The organism is Micromonospora phaseoli (genome assembly GCF_900109115.1).
Classification (GTDB): domain Bacteria; phylum Actinomycetota; class Actinomycetes; order Mycobacteriales; family Micromonosporaceae; genus Micromonospora; species Micromonospora phaseoli.
Genome location: NZ_FNYV01000016.1, coordinates 21,529 through 42,403, shown reverse-complemented (window position 1 = coordinate 42,403; position 20,875 = coordinate 21,529). Strand labels below are relative to the sequence as shown.

Annotated in this window: 15 protein-coding genes; 7 read left to right on the top strand and 8 right to left on the bottom strand. The window is 71.3% G+C overall.

The annotated features are described in order from the left end of the window. The first annotated feature begins 74 nt into the window (after positions 1-74). The gene (locus BMY89_RS27580) at positions 75-1,319 is read left to right on the top strand and encodes a hypothetical protein (RefSeq protein ID WP_092383081.1); all 1,245 of its coding nucleotides are present in this window, start codon (positions 75-77) and stop codon (positions 1,317-1,319) included. 92 nt (positions 1,320-1,411) lie between these two features. Here BMY89_RS27580 and BMY89_RS27575 read toward each other — a convergent pair whose 3' ends face one another. Continuing rightward, a complete protein-coding gene (locus tag BMY89_RS27575) occupies positions 1,412-2,869 on the bottom strand; it encodes an SDR family oxidoreductase (RefSeq protein WP_092383079.1) in 1,458 nt (485 codons plus the stop codon). 162 nt (positions 2,870-3,031) lie between these two features. Here BMY89_RS27575 and BMY89_RS27570 point away from each other — a divergent pair, with 162 nt between their 5' ends. The 3 genes from BMY89_RS27570 (at position 3,032) to BMY89_RS27560 (ending at position 5,556) form a co-directional block, all read left to right on the top strand. Continuing rightward, positions 3,032-3,691, top strand: a complete 660-nt coding sequence (locus BMY89_RS27570; protein WP_092383077.1) for a class I SAM-dependent methyltransferase — start codon at positions 3,032-3,034, stop codon at positions 3,689-3,691. A 171-nt stretch (positions 3,692-3,862) separates the two neighbouring features. Further along, entirely contained in the window at positions 3,863-4,303 is a 441-nt protein-coding gene (locus tag BMY89_RS27565; RefSeq protein WP_092383075.1) for a VOC family protein, read from the top strand. A 293-nt stretch (positions 4,304-4,596) separates the two neighbouring features. Beyond that, positions 4,597-5,556, top strand: coding sequence for a hypothetical protein (locus BMY89_RS27560; protein ID WP_232521580.1), 960 nt, complete (start codon positions 4,597-4,599; stop codon positions 5,554-5,556). A gap of 96 nt (positions 5,557-5,652) precedes the next feature. Here BMY89_RS27560 and BMY89_RS30110 read toward each other — a convergent pair whose 3' ends face one another. The 4 genes from BMY89_RS30110 to BMY89_RS27540 form a co-directional block, all read right to left on the bottom strand. Continuing rightward, complete coding sequence (locus BMY89_RS30110) at positions 5,653-5,856, bottom strand: hypothetical protein (protein ID WP_139218024.1); 204 nt, start codon at positions 5,854-5,856, stop codon at positions 5,653-5,655. A 263-nt stretch (positions 5,857-6,119) separates the two neighbouring features. Continuing rightward, positions 6,120-7,409: a hypothetical protein gene (locus tag BMY89_RS27550; RefSeq protein ID WP_139218023.1), complete on the bottom strand. Its 1,290-nt coding sequence runs from the start codon at positions 7,407-7,409 to the stop codon at positions 6,120-6,122. Continuing rightward, positions 7,394-8,041 carry a hypothetical protein gene (locus BMY89_RS27545; protein WP_111313880.1) on the bottom strand — a complete coding sequence of 216 codons (648 nt, stop codon included), beginning with the start codon at positions 8,039-8,041 and terminating at the stop codon, positions 7,394-7,396. The genes BMY89_RS27550 and BMY89_RS27545 overlap by 16 nt, the downstream gene beginning before the upstream one ends. Continuing rightward, positions 8,038-12,429, bottom strand: coding sequence for an FtsK/SpoIIIE domain-containing protein (locus tag BMY89_RS27540; protein ID WP_170147787.1), 4,392 nt, complete (start codon positions 12,427-12,429; stop codon positions 8,038-8,040). Before BMY89_RS27540 ends, BMY89_RS27545 begins: the two co-directional genes overlap by 4 nt. 94 nt (positions 12,430-12,523) lie before the next feature. On the opposite strand from BMY89_RS27540, the gene BMY89_RS27535 reads away from it, so the two are divergent. Together BMY89_RS27535 and BMY89_RS27530 are read left to right on the top strand one after the other, a co-directional pair. Further along, a complete protein-coding gene (locus BMY89_RS27535; protein WP_170147788.1) occupies positions 12,524-13,222 on the top strand; it encodes an RNA polymerase sigma factor in 699 nt (232 codons plus the stop codon). After that, positions 13,219-14,121, top strand: a complete 903-nt coding sequence (locus BMY89_RS27530; RefSeq protein ID WP_139218021.1) for an anti-sigma factor — start codon at positions 13,219-13,221, stop codon at positions 14,119-14,121. The genes BMY89_RS27535 and BMY89_RS27530 overlap by 4 nt, the downstream gene beginning before the upstream one ends. A gap of 66 nt (positions 14,122-14,187) precedes the next feature. On the opposite strand, the gene BMY89_RS27525 is transcribed toward BMY89_RS27530, so the two are convergent. From BMY89_RS27525 to BMY89_RS27515, 3 genes are all read right to left on the bottom strand, one after another. After that, complete coding sequence (locus BMY89_RS27525) at positions 14,188-14,571, bottom strand: hypothetical protein (RefSeq protein ID WP_092383063.1); 384 nt, start codon at positions 14,569-14,571, stop codon at positions 14,188-14,190. Between the two features lie 91 nt (positions 14,572-14,662). Continuing rightward, positions 14,663-15,163 (bottom strand): hypothetical protein, encoded by a 501-nt coding sequence (locus tag BMY89_RS27520; protein WP_092383061.1) that lies wholly within the window; start codon positions 15,161-15,163, stop codon positions 14,663-14,665. 90 nt (positions 15,164-15,253) lie between these two features. Next, positions 15,254-19,822 carry a calcium-binding protein gene (locus tag BMY89_RS27515; RefSeq protein WP_092383059.1) on the bottom strand — a complete coding sequence of 1,523 codons (4,569 nt, stop codon included), beginning with the start codon at positions 19,820-19,822 and terminating at the stop codon, positions 15,254-15,256. Between the two features lie 180 nt (positions 19,823-20,002). On the opposite strand from BMY89_RS27515, the gene BMY89_RS27510 reads away from it, so the two are divergent. Beyond that, positions 20,003-20,872, top strand: coding sequence for a hypothetical protein (locus BMY89_RS27510; RefSeq protein ID WP_092383057.1), 870 nt, complete (start codon positions 20,003-20,005; stop codon positions 20,870-20,872). The last annotated feature ends 3 nt before the right edge of the window (positions 20,873-20,875 follow it).

Genomic DNA, 20,875 nt, shown 5'->3' with positions numbered 1-20,875 from the left:
TTCGGGCGGCGAACAGAGCCGGCGGATCGCCGAGCGACTGCACCCTTCGTTCCGATCTGAGTACCCGGGCACTCATGCTGACGGCCCCGCGGGTCTGCTGGGATCTGCTCGTCCGTGCTGAAAGGAACCTGCCGCCCGGGCATGAAGAGGGGAATTCCACGATGTACGTAAGATACCGCTGGGCCCGCCGCACCGCGCTGGCCATGGCGGCGCTGCTGCCAGCCGCCGGACTGCTCACCGTGGCCACGCCGGCGGTACAAGCCGCCGCGTTCGAGCAGAGTTACGCGTACGTGTACGTCGACAAGCCATCCGAGCCGGTGGGGACCTCGTACACGCCACCCGCGTCCCGCAACTACAACTCGGCGGGACGCCCGAACAACGTCAGTCGCCTCGGGCCCGGCGAGTACCTGATCCTGATGACCTATCTGGCCACCGAGCCGCAGGCGAATCTCGGAGTCGCCCATGTCACCGCTCACGGCCACACGGCATCGTACTGCTCGGTGGCGTACATGAACCGTTCCATCTTCGAGGATCCGAAGACGGGTGAGGTCACCTATTTTGGCGTCGCCATCTGGGTGCACTGCTTCGACGCCTCCGGCACCCGCCTCGATTCGGAGTTCGCGGCTAGCTGGGCGAATGCCGCCGGGTGGTACGGGGGGATCAGTGATTTCGCCTACCTGACGAGCACTGACGAGCGCCGCACTCATGAGCCGGCCCTCAATCAGCAGTTCAACTCGATGGGTCATTCCAACAAGATCAGTTATCTGGGCACCGGTCGCTACCAGGTCTCCTTGCAGGGAATGGGCAACAAGGGGCTCGATCCCAAGGCTGAGAAGGGCCATGTCCAGGTGACTGCCTACTTCCAGGAGTCCCATCGGTGCAAGGTGGCCTACTTCTTCACTTTGCCCGCGTCCACCCAGGTCGATGTGAACTGCTACAACGCGGACGGGGCTCTGAGCGACTCCCTCTTCACCTTCACCTACTCCCGCGATGCCAGTCTGGTATGGACGCCGTGGGGCGCCTACACCTGGGTACAGGGTGGCGAGGTGCATCCAGACGAGCAGTGGACCTACGACCCTCTCGTCAACCCGACCATCACAGTGAAGCGTGGTGTCGGGTCGGAGGAGGGCCTGTACTGGGTGAACACGTCAATGGATGGATTTATGGACAAGGGAAACGTCCAGGTGACGGCCGAGGGGCCGGGCCCGCACTACTGCAAGGTTGCGGAGTGGGACTCGGACCAAGGCATCCAGGTTCGCTGCTTCAAAGCCGACGGAGCCCCGGTTCGCAATCCGTTCTTCGTCTCCTTCGCGCTCTGATCACGCCGCCGAATGCGAACTTCCTGGGCAGGGCGAGGGCGCACGGTGGTGACCGTGTCGGCCCGAGCCCGGCGGCGGGGTGGGCGCGGTGATCACCAGGCGCTGGGTGCGTAGTCCTTCAGGAAGCAGCCGTACAGGTCTTCGCCCTGCTCGCCGCGGACGATCGGGTCGTAGACCCGGGCCGCGCCGTCGACCAGGTCCAGCGGGGCGTGGAAGCCGGCGTCGGCCAGCCGCATCTTCGTCGGGTGGGGCCGCTCGTCGGTGATCCAGCCGGTGTCGACGCTGGTCATGAGAATTCCATCGGCCAGCATCTCCTCGGCGCTGGTCCGGGTCAGCATGTTCAACGCGGCCTTGGCCATGTTGGTGTGCGGGTGCCCCGGCCCCTTGTAGCCGCGGGCGAACTGGCCCTCCATCGCTGACACGTTCACCACGTACTTGCGGCGGGCGGTCGCTGCGGCCATCGCCGGTCGCAGCCGGCTGACCAGCACGAATGGCGCAGTCACGTTGCACAGCTGCACTTCGAGCAGTTCGACCGGGTCCACCTCGTGCACCCGCTGCACCCAGCTGTTGACGGGGTCGAGGTCCGGCACCAGACCGCCGGCGTCGATGGCGGTGGCGGCCGCGATCCGCTCCGGTGAGGCAGAGCCGCTGGTCAGCGCCAGCGCGGTGAGCGCGTGCGGGGTGATCGCCGGCTGCGGCGGGGCGGTCAGGATGCCCGCCGGGTCGCTCCGGCCGGCCGGTTTGGCGAACGTGATCATCTCCGGCAGCGGTCCGTCCGGCAGGGCCGCCGCCTCCGCAGCGACCAGTTGCGCGTACGCCTCGGGAGTGCGGCGGACGGTCTGCGCCGCGTTGTTGATCAGGATGTCGAGTGGTCCCTGGCCACTGACCGAGTCGGCGAGGGCGATCACCTGGGCGGGGTCGCGCAGGTCGATCCCGACGATCCGCAGGCGGTGCAGCCAGTCCGCGCTGTCGGGCATCGCGGCGAATCGGCGGACCGCGTCGTGCGGAAACCGGGTGGTCACGGTGGTGTGCGCGCCGTCACGCAGCAGCCGCAGCGCGATGTACATGCCGATCTTCGCGCGGCCGCCGGTGAGCAGCGCGCGCCGGCCGGTCAGGTCGGTGCGGGCGTCCCGGCGCTCCCGGTTGAGCGCGGCGCAGGGCGGGCAGAGCTGGTGATAGAAGGCGTCCACCTCGCGGTAGCGCTGCTTGCAGACGTAGCAGCCGCGCGGATTGTGCAGGACGCCGGCCGTGGTGCCGGTGGTGGGGGAGGCGAGCGGGATGCCCTGGGTCTCGTCGTCGATCCGGCCCGGGGCGCCGGTGGCGGTGGCCGCCGTGACCGCGCGGTCGGCCGCCGCGAGGGCGTCTCGCCGTTCCTCGCGTCGCCGCTGCTTGATCATTTTGTAGAGCTTCGCGGTGGCCCGCTGCACCCGCACCACGTCGGGGTGATCGGGAGGCAGGTCCTCCAACGCCTCAAAGACGCTGAGACAGGTCTCCAGCCGGCCGCGGTCGATGCCCTGCTGACCGTTTTCGGTAATTTTGTCCGCCGTCATGCCGCCGCTGTCTCATCCCGTTTCCTGCGCCGGATCTGCCCGGCCCACCCCACGTCCGACCAGGAACTGTACGCAACGCACGGCCTTCGACGCATGCCGCGTCGGCTGGAGCGAGGTTGCCAGGCCGATGCGGTTGGCCGAGTCGGGGCTATTGTGCGGCGCATGGCTGTTCCAGGTTGGCTCGACGACACCCGGATCTCCTACGACAGGGTGGCGGTCAGCTACGCCGACCTGCTGCGCGACGCCCTGGCCCGCGAACCGTTCCAGCGGGGCATCCTCGCCCTGTTTGCCGAACTGGTCCGCGCCCAGGGCAACGGACCGGTCGCCGACGTCGGCTGCGGCCCTGGCCGGATCACCGCCCACCTGCACAGCGTCGGCCTGGACGCGTTCGGCATCGACCTGTCACCCGCGATGATCGAGGTGGCCCGACGGGACCATCCGGGCCTACGCTTCGAGGTCGGCTCCATGACGCGCCTCGAACTGCCCGACGATTACCTGACCGGCCTGCTCGCCTGGTTCTCCCTGATCCACGTCCCCGACGACGAGGTAGCCACGGCCCTTGCCGAGTTCCACCGGGTGCTACGACCTGGTGGGGTCATGCTGCTCGGGTTCCACGCCGGCGACGGCAGTCAGCTCAAGACGGAGGGCTACGGCGGACACCCCATGAACGTGTACGTGCACCGCCGCCGACCGGACCGGATCGCGGCCTGGCTGGACACCGCCGGCTTCACCGTCGAGGCCGAGATGACGCACCGCCCAGCCCCGAACGTCGAGGGCGGGTTCATCTTCGCCCACAGGCCGGATGGACGCAGGCTGCCGTAGTCGCGGCGCGACTGGGGTGCGGTGCTCGGGACGACTCGCGCCTGGTGGGCACTGCCGCGTTGCGACCTTTTCCGCGGAAGTTGGTGCACAGTCTGTCCAGAGCGGCGTGGCGGCTCCGTCCCAGGAACGGATGCGGCCACCGCTTCCCTACGAGGCTGAGGAGGCCCGCGCGTGGCGATCCAGCGGATGGACAACGTCCTGATCGTTGTCGACGACCTTGACGCTGTCATTGCGTTCTTCGTCGAGCTCGGCATGGAGTTGGAGGGCAGGGCGCCAGTCGAGGGACGTTGGGTCGAGAGTGTCATCGGGATCGACGATGTCCGACAGGAGATCGCGATGCTGCGGACCCCGGACGGCCACGGGCGGATCGAGCTGGCGATGTTCCATACGCCGAAGGCGATCAGCGCCGAGCCGAAGGATGCACCGGCGAACACGCTGGGCATTCGTCGCATAATGTTCGCCGTCGACGACATCGAGGACGTCGTTGCCCGCCTGCGTACCCATGGCGGCGAACTCGTCGGCGAGTTGGCGCAGTACGAGAACGTCTATCGGCTTTGCTACGTCCGCGGCCCGGAGGGCATCATCGTCGGACTGGCCCAACAGCTCAGCTGACGCCTGCCGCCGGCGACCGCGCAGCCAACCCATCGGCGGCGGTGGCGCGGGTTGGGCCCGGATCGGGAGCTGATTCGTGGTCCCCTGGACAGCCCCGCCACCATCGCCGCTTCCTTCGGTGACCGCTTCGCCCACGTGGCCCGCGTCGACCTGCCCGCCGGTCGGTCCGGGCGTGGTAGAGGCTCCATCTGGGTCTGGTTCGGATCGGGGCTTCGAAACACAGGCCCTTGCTCGATGATCGGTGCATGAACGCGGCAACCTGGCGGGTGGTGGGGCGGACGTTTCCCGGCCCGGTGGCGCTGGCGGTGTGGGTACTGGTGACGGTGCCGGCTCCGCTGATGGTCTTCGAGGGGACTCACCGGTGGGAGGAGGACCCGGAGGTCTCGACGGCCCTGTGGTGGACCGTCGGGGCAGTGCCGGTGCTCGCCGCCGTGGTGGCAGCGAAGTGGACCTGGTACACCGGGCAGCGTCGCACCGCCTCGGCGGTGGCGGCGGCGGTGGTCGCGGCCACGCTGATCAGTGCGGTGTTCCTGGGTGCGACGATGGCTGTCTACCGGTGGGTTATTCCGCTCAGTGGTGTGGCCCAGTGGCGGAGCGTGCTGTTCGGCAGCGTTCCCCTGGTGATCTGCGGTGCGATGGTCGGCTACCTGATCGAGCGAGGTCGCGTGCGCCGCAGCCGAGCGGCGACTCGACGTGGCTATGTCACTGGCGGAATCGTCGCCGTGGTGGGCGCCCTGCTCGCGCAGACGACGGTGCAGCTTGGCGCCGAGGGCAGCACCGCGCGGTTCGGCCCGGTCGAGTACGGGGCAGTGGGGCCGTATGCGGCCTCGGCCAGTGAGCTGGGGGAGTTGAGACTGCCAGCGCCAGGCCAATATGCGATCTTCGCGGTGGGATTCGCACCACGCGATCCTGACTGCCAGGTCACGGGCGTCGGCACGCCCGCCCAGTCGGCGGAGTTGCTCACCATCGCGCCCGGCGGCTACGGAGGCGATGCGGCCTCCTATGCCTGGGTCGCGTCCTTCGACGTTTCCCTGCCCGGTGCCTACTCGCTGGCCTGCCGCAGCTCTGACCCGCAGGCGTCATACGTCGTCGGAGAGGTCCCACAGATCCGTGGGGCCGTGGGTGCGCTGGTTCACTGGCCGCTGATCGCGATCTGGCTGCTCGGTGCCATCCCTGGTCTGCTGATCAGCGCGGATACGGTCAGGCGACGCGCCAGGCGCCGCTCGGCGCCAGGCGCGAAGGTGGAGCTTTAGCCGTTCCGCCACCGGCCGGCCGGCCGGCGGGGCGGGGGGCGCGCATGCTCTGTGGAACGCAGCGGCATCGACCCCGGCGGGCAGCGATGTACCGAGTCAGACCGCGCCTCGGTCGACCAGGCTGAACGTGGTGTCGATCGGGGCGTCGCCGAGAAACTCCACGTAGATCTCCTTCTTACTCGGACTCCACTGCACCACACCGTATTCCTCGCTGACGATGGCGTAGGTGGTGCGCCCCTTGTTGTCCTGACGGCCGAGCCCGAACAGGGTCGCTGCTGTCGGCTCACACTCAGTTCCCACCAGCGACGCGTAGCCGGCTGCATCGATCTTGACTCCGAGGCGCGGTCGGTGCGAGACGTCCGGGTTCAGTGATTCGATGCGGCGGTGGCGGACGACCCCACCCGGTTCCACTGCGCCGGCTGGGTGGCGTCGAAGCTGGTGGCAAGCTCGATGGGTGCGCGATCCGGAGGCAGGACGTGGCCTCACTCGGTGACGAAGACGCTCTTTGGGTACGCGGTCGACGTGGGTACGGGACGCTGGCCGAGTTGCTATTGGTGTAGCGGTCAGCCGGTCAAGACCAGGGCGTGTGGTGTGACGGTCACGGTGGCGGCCACGGCGCTTTGGACTCGTACCGTCGCTTGCGGCGTCTCGATGAGAGTGGCCACCGAGCGTGCGACGCCCTTCGCGGCGGTCAGGGTCGGCTTGCCGCCCACCCTGACACCGCCCTCGGCGTCGCCCGTGGCGGTCACGGTCACCAGCGCCGCCGCGATGCGGTCCACCGGCACATCTGCGAGCGTTTCCGTGGTGCCCAGCGCGACCTCGACATCGGACTGTTCGGTGGCGCGTACCGGCTCGGGGGTGTGTGGCGGCACGGGGACCACCAGCCCTTCGGTGGATTCGGGTGCGCCCGCGCCGGTGACGTAGCCGACGAGGTTCGCTCGCATCTCCGTGCCCGCTTCGTACCGTAGGTGCACCGACCCTTCGCTGACCGCAATGACCATGAGTCCGCTGCGGGTGCGGTCACTGCCGCTGGTCGCCGACCAGTAGACGGTCTGGTCCAGGTCACCGGCGCGCGTCCCTGCGGAGACGAGCCCACCGTTGGACCCCACGTCGGCGGAGACCTGCAGGATCACCGCCGAGATCGGGCCGGCGTCGGCGAGTTGCCGGACATCGGCGAGCGCGACGCTTGCCTTCTTGCCGTCGGTCCTGGGCACCAGGGTCACCACCCGGGCGGGTGGTACCGCCACGATGCGGCCGGCGTCGGACCGCTCCGCCGGCTCGAACACGCCGACCAGTCGTATCAGTAGATCGCCTCCGCCGGTGGTGCTGGCCCGCAGGTCGCCGTCGGGGCCGAGGTGGGCCACCACGGTGGCGGACGTCTGTGCGCCGGCCTTCGGTACCCGCAGCACGGTCGTCCGGTCGGTGCCCTGACCGACGGTGACCTCGCCGGGGCCCTTCGCGGCCAGGATCGAGACCTCGACCAGCACAGCGCTGGTGCCGGCGGGCGTCTCGGGCACCGGCACCGTCACGTCCACGCCGGCGGGCAGCGCGCCGACCTTGCGCGAGTCGAGCAGCACCTGTGGCTTCACCGGGATGAGGCGGGTGGAGCCGGCGACCGCCCGGTCGGTGGGAGCTGCCGAGGCGGCGCCGAACGAGCGGGCGTCCAGTGCGGTCGCCGGGACGGTCCCGGAGTCGCCGACCCAGGCGTCCACGGCGTACCGGGAGCCCACCAGCACGGCGGCGGAGGCGAGGACCCAGGCCAGTCCGATGATGAGCCAGCGGGTCGCCGGTGACATGGGCCGCCGCTCGCCGGGGGCGACGGTGACCTTCACACCTCTCATCGGGCTACGCATGGCGTCTCCTCCGTTTGCTGCTCGCGCTCACCGGACGCGCTCACGCGCTCCACGGCCCATCCGGTCTCCGCTGTGCGGCTGTCCCATTGTCCGACATCACTGCCAAAGTCGTCAGGGCCTACATGTCGACCCCCGCGGCCGGCGATGCTCGGCTCCGGGAACGCGTTGAGCGCCGCGGCCGTCGCCCACCCGTGGGCCTCGTCTGCCATCGCCTCGATGAGCCGTCGGTCGACGGCCACGCCGACACCCAGATCGACGTTGTTGCGCAGGTGGCGGAGCTGCGCCGGTACCAGTACCGCGGTCGGCAGGAATCCCGCCCGGGCGAGCAGGGCGGCGAACTCCGGCCGCGACGTCGCCGGCCCGTCCGGACCATTGTGCCCGCGCCGACCGCCGTGGCCACCTGTCTCGCCCGGCCCGCCGAGTTCGTCCACCATGGACGTCGAGCACCAGCGGGGTAGGCCGAGTTGTCGCCGTGCGCGGGCCAGCCGCCGCGACAGTGGCTTCGCTCCCGTCAGGCTGCCGGCGACCTCGGCGACCGCGGCCAGCCGCATCGGGTTGGCGCGGACCACCGCGACCACGACACCGTGTGCGCTCAGGCACACCCCTACGCCGTACGCCGACTGGCTGCTCATCGTGCCTCCCCAGCGAAAACCCTGACCGGCATGGCCAACCGCGCGCCGGGGGATGCTTGGGCCAGGAACGCGACCTGGACCTGGGCCAATCCGCCGGCCTCCACCAGATAGCCGCGTCCCGGCAGTGGGCGGAGCGGGGCCTCGCGCGGCAGCCGGACCCGGAGCACCTCGCCGTCGTCCGGCGCCGGGCGCAGCAGCAGCCCGGTTCGCGACATGGTCACCGCCCGCTGCCACGGCTGCATGCCGCGGAAGGCGTCGGTCCGGCCGGCGGTGACAACGTGGATGCCGGCCGGAAGGCCCGGCAGGAGCCGGTCCAGTGCCGGCCCGGCGTCGGGCAGCGACTCGATTCCGTCGACCAGCAGCAGGGCCCGTCCCGTGGTCGGCTGGCTGGTCAACTCACTGAAGGAGCCCGCCACCTCGGTGACCTGGGTGCCGGTCCAGGCGTCCGGGTCGGCGGCCACCACGAGCACGCGGGCGTCGGGTGCGCTGGCGCGGGCGGCGGCGGCGAGCAGCCGCAGCGCAGCCGTGCGACCGCTGCCGGCGGGGCCTGCCACCACCGCGTGCATGCCCGGGCCGAGCGCGAGCGTGGCGACGCTGAGGTCGCGGTAGTGCCGGCCGATGCCGAGTCGCCAGACCGGCCCGCCCGCGGTGGACGAGGACAGCACCTCGCCGGCGGGTACCAGTTCGGGCAACACCGTGACGGTGGGCGCGGGAACCGCGTCCGGGTAGTCGGCGGCGACCCGGGCCACCGCGCCGGCGAGCGCCCCCGGCCGCCCGTCGCAGTGACGTCCGATCTGGATCTCACGTCGGGTGTGCGTGTCGATGGCTCGCAGGCCGGTGAGCTCGGGCACGTCCCGGGCCCGCAGGCCCAGCCCGGTGTACGAGTTGGCGTCGGCCAGGCGCAGACACAGCTTCGTGGGCAGTTGGGTGAGTACCCGGCCGGGTACGCCGCGGTCGTGTGACGCCGAGATGAGCAGCCGGATCCCGACGGGTGCGCCGTCGCGCAGCACCCGCTCCAGTCGTGCGCCGACCTCGCCGATGCCGGCTCGTTCGGCCCCTTCGATCAGCGCGTCCCAGCCGGCCACCACCAGCAGGACGTCTGGTCCCGCGGACCGGCTCGCGCGTCGGTGGGCGATTTCGGCGTCCACCTGGTCGAGTACCCGGGCGAGCCGCTCGCTGTCGTCGACGCCGACCGCCGCGGTCACGTGCGGCAGACCGGCCAGCGCTCCCAGGCCGGTGCCGAGGCCCTCCAGTACGAAGATCCTCTGCCGGTCGGGGGCGCGGTGGCGCGCGAGTGACAGGCAGGCGGTGGCGAGCACCGCGCCGGTGGCGGCCGCGTCGGCGCCGAGCACCAACGTGCCGCCCGCCTCCGGCGCCCAGCACCACACGTCGGAGCGCTGCTCGTCGGGCAGGTCCACGAGGCCGAGCGGCACCGGACCAGGAGCGTCCACCGTGCCGTCGACGTCGGCCGCCAGGCTCCAGGCGTCGACCTCGGGTGGCAGCGGTGGCGGGCAGGGCACCCGCGGCCGGGGGTAGCCACCCCAGTCGGCGGCATCCACCATCGCGGTCACCAAGCGTTCAAGATCTGTCGGTACGCCGTCCGGCTGGTCCTCCCGCATGGTCGTCCCCTGGTCGGCGAGCAGTGCGAACGGGGCGACCTCGATTCGCTGGCGCTGACCGCGTGGGGTGGCCGCGGACACCAATGCGGTCTGCACCCCGACCACCTCGCCGGCACCGAGCCGGACGTAGGCGCGGCCGGGCCTGCGCCGGTCGATGTCGGCTGCCTGCCGGGTGCCCAGCACGTCCCGGGAGTCCGCCTCGTCCTGCACGCGCAACGCTACCCGCAGGTTCGTGTTCGCTCGGATCTTGCCGTCCACGACGCCCTGCGGCCGCTGCGTCGCGAGCAGGAGGTGGATGCCGAGACTGCGGCCCCGCTGCGCCACGTCGACCAGTGCGGCGAGGAAGCCGGGTAGCTCCACCGCGAGGGTGGCGAACTCGTCGATCACGATGAGCAGCCGCGGCAGCGCCGGGTCGGGGGCCACCAGGTCGCCGATGTCGCTGACACCGGCTTCGCGCAGTCGCCGTTCCCGGTGCCGCAACTCGGCTCGCAGGCAGCGCAGCGCCCGCGCGGCCAGGTGTTCGTCGAGATCGGTGACCAGCCCGACGGTGTGCGGCAGCCCGGCGCAGGCGTCGAAGGCGCCGCCACCCTTGAAGTCCACGAGCAGGAAGGTGAGCGCGTCCGGCGAGTGCGCGCACGCCAGCGACGCCACCACCGTGCGCAGGAATTCGCTCTTGCCCGCACCCGTGGTGCCCACCACAAGACCGTGCGGTCCGTCGCTGTGCAGGTCCAGGGTCAACGGGCCGCGTTCGGTCATCCCGATGGTGGCCTGCATCCCGGAGACGCCACGCCGCCACCACTCCCCGATCGACAGCGGGTCGAGCTCCTCGACCGGCCGCCCCAGCCCGTTGGGGCCGGACACCACGGCCCGCAGCAGGTCCACCAGGCGGGCGTGGGCCGGCAGCAACGCCGTCGCGACCGCCTGCTCCGGGTCGGTCCAGCGGGCGAGTGCGCGGGCTGCCTGCCCGCACACCCCCTCGGCGGCCCGCACGGCGAGCAGGCCCGACGTCCGCTCGCCGGTGACCGCGTCGGTCAGGTCGGCGGTGCCGTCCGGCGCCAGTTCGAGGAAGCACCGGCACACCGAAGGCAGCCGTTCCGTGCGCCCGCTCACCACCAGCGTCCGGCCGCTGCCGCGGGCGAGCCGGCCCAGCATCGAGGCGACGCGCCCGGTCAACAGGTCGTCGCCGTCCACCACGACGACGGTGTGCGTGGCGCCCGCCCCGCCCGTGCCGGCTCCGCCCGCGACCGTGAGTGCGGTGCGAGACGGTGGTGCGGTGTCGGCGGCCAGCCGGGTGAGCAGTTGTTCGGTGGCGGCCGGGTCGGAGGCGACCCGCAGTGTCCCGTCGTCACCGCTGAGGTGGGGCAGCCACTTCAACCAGTCCCACGCGGCCAGCTGGTCCGGCTGCACCACCAGGGCCAGCGCCAGGTCGGCCGGTCCGTGCCGGGTGACAAGATCCAACACGACGGCGGCGACTGCGCTGCGCGTGGCGGTGCCGGTGCCGACGACGCCCAGCCCCGAGCGGTCCCGCAGGCTGACGTGGATCGGTACGTCCGACAGGCGAGACCGTTCGGCGAGCGCCTCGCTCAGCTCCGGCCGTCCCGCCAACTCCTCGGCGCCGCGCCGGCCCAGCTCCGGAAGCCAGGGTCGGGCACCCACGCCGACCACCACCTGCAGTTCGTCCGCGTCGCCCGGGCGTACCTCCCACAGATCTCGACCCGACGCGGCCCGGCGCACCAGGCCGGCCAGGCCCGGATAGGCGGCGCGGGCCGCCGCGGCCACCGCGGAGCGGGTGGCGTCCAGGTCGGCGCCGAACCGCTCTGCGGCCGCCGCCGACTCCCTGGCCATCCGGATGGCGTCCTTCTTGGCACGGTGCTTGGACTCGACCCAGCGGGCCAGCGCCATCATCGGCGTCATCGCGACCATGACCAGGAAGAACGGGCTGAACACGAAGGCCATCACCACGCCGATCGGCAGTGGCGCGATCAGTAGCAGCCAGGACAGCGGCGCGGGTACGGACACGGGTGCCGGCGCGGCCGGCACGGGTACCTGCTCCGCCGGCGCGGTGGTGGCCACCCGGGGGGTACGGATCAGCGGCTCGCGGCCCGCTGGTGCCTCGCCGGTCGACGGCGCGGGCCACGGTAGGGGGGTAGGTGGGTCGGCGGGGGGTGCCACCCGGAAGGCTGTGTCGCCGAGCCGCAGGTAGGTGCCGTCGAGCAGGTCGGCGTCCGTCTCGTCGTCGGTGAGGTCCCGTCCGTCCACCCGTACGGGGCAGTCGTCGTCGACGGCCGTGGCGGTGACCCGTAGCTGTGCGGTCGTCTCGATGTGCACCAGCGGCCGGGCCACCGGTCCGAAATCCACTCCGGCCTGTCGGCTGCGTCCGATCGCGAACGTGCCGTGGTCGAGTGCGATGGTCTGGCCGCTGTCGGGCCCGGCCACCCGGCTCAGCTCGACGACGGGCCGCCCAGCCGGCCCGCCGGGTGACCGGTGAGCCGGGCCGCCCGGTGCTGCCGGCCGCACGCTCAGCTCCGAGCCGGCCCACATCGGCAGGTCCGCCAGCACCGTGTCGCCGGGAACTTCCGCGCCGTCGACCTCGATGACCAGTTCACCGGCCGCGACCCGGGCGGTTACCGGTCCGACCAGTCGGTCGAGCAGCTCACTGACGGTGACGTCCGGGGCGACCGTTACCAGGCAGACGTCACGGGTGGTGAACCGTGGGCCGGCCAGATCGCGGACCGGCCGCTGCTCTTCGATGCGGACGCTGAGCCTCATGACCACAGTTCGCCGTCGGGCGTGCCGGTGGTTCCCGCCCAGCACGTGGGTTCGGCAGATTCACGCGGAGCGATCAATTGCGTATCGTGGGTCGGTGGCCGAAAGATCTGCGCCGGGTACGACAGCCGTATCCGGCTCGTCGGCGGAACCACTCGACACGGGGGACGGGCGGCGCGAGCTGCCGCGCGCCGTGCTCGTGCGTTTCCGGGCGGGGGACGCCGACGCGCTCGGCGAGGTCTATGATCGTTACTCGCGTTCGGTGTGGGCCGTTGCCATGACTGTCACCCGCGCCGACCACCTCGCGCAGGAAGCCCTCCAGGAGACGTTCATCCGCGCGTGGAACTCCGCGTCGGCGTACGACCCGGAGCGGGATCTCGGCCCGTGGCTGTTGACCATCGCGCGGTACACGGCGCTGGACCTGATCCGGCGCGAGCTGCGACCCACCCGGGGTGGCCACGAGGCCGAGCAGGACGCGGTGGTGGAGGCACCCGACCTGGACGTGGCATGGTTGTCCTGGAAGGTGCAGGAGGCGCTGCGTCAGCTCGCCGACCACGAGCGGGAGATCATCCGGCTGTCGTTCTTCGATGACCTGACCCATGCGCAGATCGCCCAACGGCTGGAACTGCCACTGGGTACGGTCAAGTCGCGCTCGCACCGGGCGCACCGGCGGCTGGCCGAACTGCTGGCCCACGTGCGGGATCCCCCGCAGTCGGGCGACGACGCGAACCAGACGGGCACCGGGGGGCGAACAACAATCGGGAAAGCGGGCAGCGAGGGGAGGAGCGACGGGTGAGCACCGCACCACAGACCGACGGGGGCGCAGACGAACAGTTCGTGGACCTGCTGGCCGGGCACCTCGATCGGCACGCGAGGCGCACCCCCGGGCGGAAGAAGGCGGCGGCGCAGAGCGCCGACCCGGCCCTGCTGGCTGCCGTGGTCACCGAGTTGCGCGCCGAGACCACCTGGGCATCCGGTCCGCCGCCGGCGCTGCGCGACAGCATTCTCAGCCGGGTGCGGGCGCACGCCGCCGAGCAGCGCGTTGTCGAGCAGCGGGTTGTCGAGCAGCGCGTAGCCGAGCCGGCGTCCGAGCCGCTGACTGCGCCCGAACCTGCGCCCGAGCCGCTGTCCGCGTCCGAGCCGCTTTCCGCGCCCGGGGCGGTGTCCGCGCCCGTGCCGCCGACCGGCGGCCCGGCCACCACGGTCCCGGCGCCGGAGCCCGGCCCACGGTGGTGGCACCCGGCACAGTGGCGTCCCCGGATGGGCCGGCTCACCTGGGCGCTGCCCGCCGCCGCCCTCGGTGCCGCGGTGTTCACCGCTGGTGTCCTGGCCGTCGACCGGATGCTCGACCCGCAACCGCGCGCCGACGTATACGTCGCCGCCGGCACGGACCTGGCTCCGGAAGCGCGCGGCACGGTGTCCGTCGTGGACACCCGGTCGGGAGCGTCGGTCGTGCTGGAGCCGGTCGGGCTGCCCGCCGCGGCGCCCGGCTCCTATTACGCGGCGTGGCTCAAGGGACCGCGCGGCACCGTACCGATCGGGTCGTTCCACGAGCGTCGCAGCGGCGTACCGATCGAGCTGTGGAGTGGCGTGGACATTGCGGACTACACCACCTTCAGCGTCACCCTTCAGACGGAGGGAGCGCCGCCGACCCCGTCCGGCCTGGTGGTGATGACGGCGGTCCTGAACCCCTGAGCACAGCAGGCTGGCGCGGTCCGCCACTACCGGTGACCGCGCCAGCGGGACAACTTCGGCGCTCGTTCAATGGTTGGCCCACGACGGCGGTGCCGGCGGGGGCTGAGGTGCCACGGGCGGATCGCCCGGCTCCGGGCGCTCCTGCCGGTCCCGCAGCTCGGTGCGGTACTCCTCGTACGCGGCGGTGTAGTCGCGTTCGGCCGCTACGGCCTCGCGACAGGTCTCAGCGCGCTCCCGGCAGGTGACGGCGAGCTGGGTCAGCTCCGTGGCGACCTGATCGAGGATGGCGGCTGCGGCGTCCAGTTCGTCCGTCACGATGTTGGTCAGCTGGCCACCGATCATGGAGCCGGTGCCGATCGCTGCCCGCGCGGGCTCCATGAGCGTGCCGGTCATCTGAGCCGCCGCGTCCAGGACGGTGGCTGCGGCCTCGTAGTCCTCCGCGAATGGCATTACGACGCTCCCTTCCAGGGCGGTGCCGGGACACATGTGCGGGGCCGGGGCGTCAGTACCAACCCCGGCCCCCGGCACGGCGACCCACCACTCAGACCCGGGTGATCCCGGTGTTCATGATCTCGTCGAGCTGGACGGCCTGCGCGTCCATCGCCTGACCGAGCGATCCGGCCGACTCGCCGGCCGCCACAGCGACGGCGTTGAACTGGGTGGCCACGTCGTTCAGCTCTCCGCCGAGGCGGGCGAGGTCGGCCCGGAAGGTCTCGAAGATCTCCTGTACGCGCACCGTCGTCTCGTTGACCCGTGCGTCGAGCTCGACACCGACCTCCTCGGCCTGGGTCCGGTTGGCGCCGGTCCACTGGACGCCGCCGAAGCTCGTGGTCACCGAGCGGGACTCCTGGCTGACCGCCAGCAGCGCCGAGACCACAGCGGTCTGGGCGTTGGTGATCTGCTCCTGGAGACCGGCGACCGCGCTGTCCGTCGTCGAGACGACGTTGCCGCCGCAGGCGGCGAGGTTGTCGCCGAGGCTGCGGTACGCGATGGCGTGCTGCTGGATCTGGGCGACGTCGCCGCCGAGCATTCCGACGTTCATGACTGCTACCTCCCGATGTGGTCTTCCCGGGCGACCGGTGTCGCCTCGGTCGTCTGCATTCGCTGCGGGGTACCGTTTCGGTTCCCTCGCTCACCAGTCCGACCAGCCGTCGTCGAAATCGAGGTCGATCGGCGCGAACTCGTCGTAGCTGATGTCGATCCCGGGCACCGACTCCAGGTAGGGATCCCAGGTCACCGCGTCGAGCGCCGGGCCCAGCAGGGCCGGCGCCCCGTCGTCGTAGGCGGCCGAGGTCTGCATCTGCGCCCAGAAGTCGTCGTCGTGTGTGAAGTCGACGGTGGTGCCCTGGGGCGCCCCGAGGCCGATCATCGTGTCGTACGCGGTGTGGTAGGGATCGGGCAGCTCGTGCGCGGACACGTCATCCCAGCTGGCCAGGTTCGTTGATCCCGCGGTGCCGTAGCGGTACAGGTCGTCCGGCGGCGGCGCATACTCTCCGCCCGGATCGACGGAGAAGCCGTCCGGTAGGCCGCCGTCGAGGTCGAGGGCGGCAGCGGACCAGATGTCCGGGTCCGGGAATCCGGGCCGATCCGTGAACGCGGGGTCGAACGGTGACCGGAACTCATCCCGCACGTCGAACGCCAGCAGACTGCCCGGTGGCGCGTGCTGGGCGACGAGCACGTCCGCTGTGGACACGCCGGCGAGTTCGGCGATGCGCTCTACCGCGAGATCCCCGCTGACCGGATACTTGACGCTGACCAGTGCACCCGGGCCGCTCGCCAGACCTTCGGAGAAGTCGCTGTGCTCGGCGGGTCGATACCCGTCGTTGTTGGCTCGGAACCCGAACGCGCCGATGAAGGGGATGTTCACTGCTGCCATCCCGTCGAGGGCAAGGGTGGGTGGCCGCAGGTCCAGGATCGGGCCGAGATTCACCTCGCCGGCAATCGAGGTGACCAGGCCGTAGCGGTCTCCCTGGAACGAAACGCCGGCCACGCCGCCGATGGTGAGACCATCCACCGGGGCCGTGTCGTTGTCGATCAGCAGGACGCCGTTGCGCACACCCACGTACACCGACTCGGACGCGTTGTGGGGCCCCTGGGCGGAGGCGCCCCAGCCCACGATGTTGAGGATCCCCTCCTTGGTACGCGAGCCGCCGTCGAGGACATGGTTGGGGACGAACGCCAGGTTCTGCGGCGCCGCCCAGACGTAGGGCGGGTACGCAGCCGGCGGCACGAACAGCTGCCCGATGGGGTGCAGCGGTGGCTCGGCCGGAATCGGGATATAGAACGGCGACTCCAGGTCGGGGCCGAGATCGTCGGGCAGGGCGATGCGCCCCAGCTCGTCCCGGGCACCGGTGAGCAGCACGTCGTTGGCGGGACCGCCGAGCAGCGGGTGGCTGGTGGAGCCGCCGAGGAGCGACGCGCCGGCGAGGCCGGCGAGGCGAGTGTCACCGTCACCGCCGCCGGTGCCGTCCAGCTCGTCCAGCCGGCTCTGCGGCATGTCCTCGGAACGGTCGAGGAAGAAGAGCCGGTAGCCGCCGGGAAGCTCCTTGATCTGTCCGGGGGCTGACAGCATTCCACCCGGGAGACCTATCGCGCCGGGTCTCGCACCCGGTACCGATCCGCCGTCGCCGCCGTACACGGTGCCGTCGGGACCCACGACCTGCGCGCCGGGCGGGATGAACTGCAGTCCCGGTTGCAGCGGTATCGGCGTCGTCGAGCCGGGCAGCGTCATGGTCGGCCGTCCGGCGGCCGGCCCGCCGGTGGCCTGCGCCAGGACGAATCCGCCGCTGAGCGTGTCTGCCCCGGCTCCACCCGTCAGGACGTCGTCCCCGGCTCCGCCCGTCAGGATGTTCTCCCCGGCGCGGCCCGCCAGGCTACCGGTCACCGCAGCACCGCTCGGCGTAGCCGTCTCGATCAACGTCGGGAGAGTGCCGAACGTGCTGGTCGCCGGGGGCGTGGTGGCTGCGCCGCCGAACAGGGTGAGCGGCTCACTCGGGGTGCGGGGGCTGCCGGGTGCACCGGTCGGCCGCAGCGACTCGACCACCTGGCTGAGGCGCTGCATGATCGCGGGTGCGGCCAGCCTCGGGTCGGCACCCCGGAACACGCCCTCCAGCACGATGCCCACCTCGGCGACCCGCACCGCGATAGCGGCCGCATCCGGCCCGTCCGGCGGCGACGTACGGGTGATCCGTAGCGCCTGGGCGAGTGCCTGACCGGCGGCGAACGGGCGTCCCGCGTCGACTGCGGAGATGGCCCGTGCGAGGTTCGCCACGATCCCGGTGCCCTTGGCCAGGTCGGCCAGGTCGGTCCGGGTCTTCTGGTCGAAGTCGAACGCGGTTCCGGCGACGGTCTTCTGGTCACCGAGGACTCCCCTGGGATTGAGCAGCGCCGTCGCTCCGGCGGAGATGACCGTGAGGCCGTTGCTGAACGCGCTCAGCGCGTCGCCTCGGTCGAGAGCCTGGATCACGCCGACGGCCGGGGTCACGAGTCGGCTGACGTCTCCTACGGATGTCCCGAGTCGTACCAGGTCGAGCGCGAGGCTCTTGTCGATCAGGTCGAGGCTCGCCAGCAGCGGTCCGCCGTTGCCCAGCACGCTGCCGGCCGCGCCGAGCCCCGCGGTTATCGCACCGACCACCGTGTCCGCCTGGGACGCCTGGAACACCGACGCACCGATGTCGAAGGCGCGCTTGGCGTTGCGCAGTACGTCCAGGGTGCCGCCGGCATCGAAGAGACCGCCCACGATGGTGCTCTGTCCGACCAGCTTCGCCGCCCCGGCTGCCGCCCCCAGCAGGTCGGCACCGGCGGTGAAGGCGGCCAGGCCCGCTCCGATGGCGCCCAGCCAGTTCCCTTCGATGGCATGGCTCACCGCTTCGACCGCGTTGATCGCCAGGGTGGCTATCCCGACGGCCTGTAGGCCGGGTACGACGAGACTGGCGACGCCAAGTGCGATCTTGCCGATCTGGAAGATCGCCTTGAACGGGTTGTCCTCCCAGGCCGTCACGATGGCCTTGCCGATCGACTTGACGGTGTCGAAGATCCGGGACAGGAAGCCCTTCTTCTTCTTTTTCCTGCGGCTGATGTCGGTCAGCACACCGAGATCGTCGAAGGTGATGTTGAGCTTGTACTTGCCGAGGTCCTGACTCCGGCCGCCGGGGATGCCCCACTGGCGAGCGAGAATCAGGAACTCGGGGTTGTCCTCGACCGCCTCCCGGCTGCGCAGCCGCAGCCGACTGCGGCCGAGCGCGTCAACCACGTTGCCGCCCACCACGGCGGTCAGCTCGCGTTCGGTGAGCGCCGGGGCCCCGACGACGGCCAAGGCGCGGAACGCCGCGACCACCCGGTTGACGCGGTCGCGCAACTGCGGCCCGTCGGTCGCGCCCCGCAGGTAGCTCAGCGCCCCGACGAACTGGGCCTGGATAGTCGGTGACTGTGCCATCGAGCGGGGGATCTGACTCGCCACCAGGAGGAAGAGTTGCTGCTGGACCGGCTGGGTCAGGTCGATCGGCGTCGCACTGCCCAGATCGACCCCGGCGCCGGTCATCGCCTGGTCCACGAGCCCGGCCAGGCCGACGGTGTACGCGTCGTCGATGACCCCCGCCGTGCGCCCGAGCTTCAGGACGAGATCGATGCCCGCCTCGTTGAAGAACGCCGTCGGATCGGTGTCGCCCTCGAATCCGGTGGGCAGCAGCGCGCTCTGCATCATCCGGTTGGCGCGCAGGAACTCCACCGCCGCCGCGAACCGGGCCGACTGGGTCGCGGCCGTGGCGCCGGGGTCGGTCCAGCCGACCCGGGCGGCGAAGATGAGAGTCTGCCCCAGTTGGATGTCGTTCGGTGCGGTCGCGTCCCGGCCCACGAGGTGTGCGGGTAGCCAGTCGACGATCGCCGCGAACTCGAGTTCAGCGGCGGCGATCTTCGCAGCCAGCTCTGCCGGTGCGCTGTCGACGGTGGCGAAGTCGTGCGTGGCCAGCACGTCGCCAAGTCGTGGCAGGTCCGCCGCGCGGGCGAGGCGGTGGTCCAGTTCGAAGGTGCCAGCCACCCAGTCCAGCAGTCGCTCCGGGTCGGCCAGCACGTCGTCGACGGCGCGGCCGTCTGACCAGAAGTCCTGCCAGAACACCTCGGTGGTGCGTTGCTCGGCCCGGTTGCGGAACAGGCCGAGGAACCCACGGCCGGTCTGCTCCCGTTCCACCGCTGGCCCGGGGGGGCCGACGTGCTCGATGCCCAGCGCGAGGGCCAGCACGCGCAGGTCGGGCAGCAGTTCGGCGGGAAGCTCGGGCCGCTGCCCAGCCAGCAGCGCCGGCACCAGCACCGGCGACAGGCGCCCGAGTGCCTCGTCCAGCGCCGCATTCGTACCCGCGGGGGCGAGGCCGACGAGGACGGCCCGCAGATCTCGTGGGCTTGCGAAACCGAGAAGCGCGTTGAGCACACTGCGGAGTTCGGCTGTGGTGGCACCGAGGCTGGTGGCTACTCCGCGTGGGTCGATCGCGAACTGCTCGGCGAGGTCGGCCTTGTCGATGACGCCGGTACCCAGGGTGGCGAACCCGTCCTGGACAAGTGCGAGTTGCAGCGGCGCCTGGCTGGTCAGCTCGGCGAGATTGAGTGCGCCCACGGTCTGGCGCCGCACCGCCTCCGCGCGGGTCGCGGTGTCGCGTAGTACCCCGCCCAGGGTCCGCGCGCCCTGACTGTCGATACCGACGTACGCCATCCTCCGGCTCCTTCCCCCAACGCGTCCCTGATGAGGGTCGCGATAGCCGAGGTTCGCCGTGGCGGCATGAAGCGGTTCCCTACCGACACCGGGGAACCACGCAGCGGGTGGCCGACGAATGCGTGATGTGCGGGCCGACCGGTCCGACACCGCCCGCGTCACCGATCGCCGGAGGTTCTCATGTCCACACAGGTCAGCATCGCGACCGCGACACCGTTGTTCGATGCCGAGCAGGCTCGCGGGGACGCTGCCCGTCGGTGGGCCGGTACCCCGCTGGCCACCCAGCACTGGCTGGAGCAGGCGAGCGGCTTTCCGCGCGCCGACGTGTCGGTTGACCCCGCGGCGGCGGCCACCGTGGTCGCGGCTTCTCGGGGATACCGGTTGACCCGGGGTCACCTGGAAGAGACGGTCGCGTTCGCCGAGTTCCTCGCCGGCGAGGCGTTCACCAGCGAGGAGCGAGCCGAGCTGGAGCAGGACGTGGTGGACGCGTTCGAGGACTCGCCCAAGCGGGCGCTGCAATCCCTGCGTCCACTGGCCGGCGGTGTCCGACGGGTGACCGCCCTCAACCCGGTGCAGCGCGCGCAGCGCCGGCTCCAGGCGCTCACCACCAGCTACCTGCTGGAGCTGCGCCGCCAGGCCGACGGGCACGAGCTGAGCCCGCTCATGGTGGTGGTGAGCCGGCACAATCCGGTGGTACGGCACTGGGCGTCAGCGGGCGTGGTGCTGGTTGCCGACGCCCTGGCCGCGCGGATGGAGCAGCATCGGCTGGTGTTGGGCCTTGTCGGCCGCGAACTCGAGGCGCCAGCCGTGCTCGCCGACCGGCTGCTGGCCCGGGCCGAGCAGGCAGGTCGCCTGGAGGTCGCCGAACTGGCCGCTTCGGAACTTCGCCTGCTGCTGATCCGCGCCTGGTTGACCGACCTCGGCACGAAAGCCCTCGCGACGGTCCGGGAGGACGTCGCCCGGGCGGTACAGTCCGCTCTCGACGTGGACATCGTTGTGCAGCATGTGGGCTACCGGGCGGCGCTGGAGGTGGTGGGTCAGGCAGCCTGAGCC

Coding starts and splice junctions, on each gene's coding strand:
- BMY89_RS27545 (WP_111313880.1), bottom strand. CDS start 8,041: ATGAGCAGCCAGTCGGCGTACGGCGTAGGGGTGTGCCTGAGCGCACAC.
- BMY89_RS27570 (WP_092383077.1), top strand. CDS start 3,032: ATGGCTGTTCCAGGTTGGCTCGACGACACCCGGATCTCCTACGACAGG.
- BMY89_RS27550 (WP_139218023.1), bottom strand. CDS start 7,409: ATGCGTAGCCCGATGAGAGGTGTGAAGGTCACCGTCGCCCCCGGCGAG.
- BMY89_RS27510 (WP_092383057.1), top strand. CDS start 20,003: ATGTCCACACAGGTCAGCATCGCGACCGCGACACCGTTGTTCGATGCC.
- BMY89_RS27520 (WP_092383061.1), bottom strand. CDS start 15,163: ATGAACGTCGGAATGCTCGGCGGCGACGTCGCCCAGATCCAGCAGCAC.
- BMY89_RS27580 (WP_092383081.1), top strand. CDS start 75: ATGCTGACGGCCCCGCGGGTCTGCTGGGATCTGCTCGTCCGTGCTGAA.
- BMY89_RS27575 (WP_092383079.1), bottom strand. CDS start 2,869: ATGACGGCGGACAAAATTACCGAAAACGGTCAGCAGGGCATCGACCGC.
- BMY89_RS27515 (WP_092383059.1), bottom strand. CDS start 19,822: ATGGCGTACGTCGGTATCGACAGTCAGGGCGCGCGGACCCTGGGCGGG.
- BMY89_RS27525 (WP_092383063.1), bottom strand. CDS start 14,571: ATGCCATTCGCGGAGGACTACGAGGCCGCAGCCACCGTCCTGGACGCG.
- BMY89_RS27540 (WP_170147787.1), bottom strand. CDS start 12,429: ATGAGGCTCAGCGTCCGCATCGAAGAGCAGCGGCCGGTCCGCGATCTG.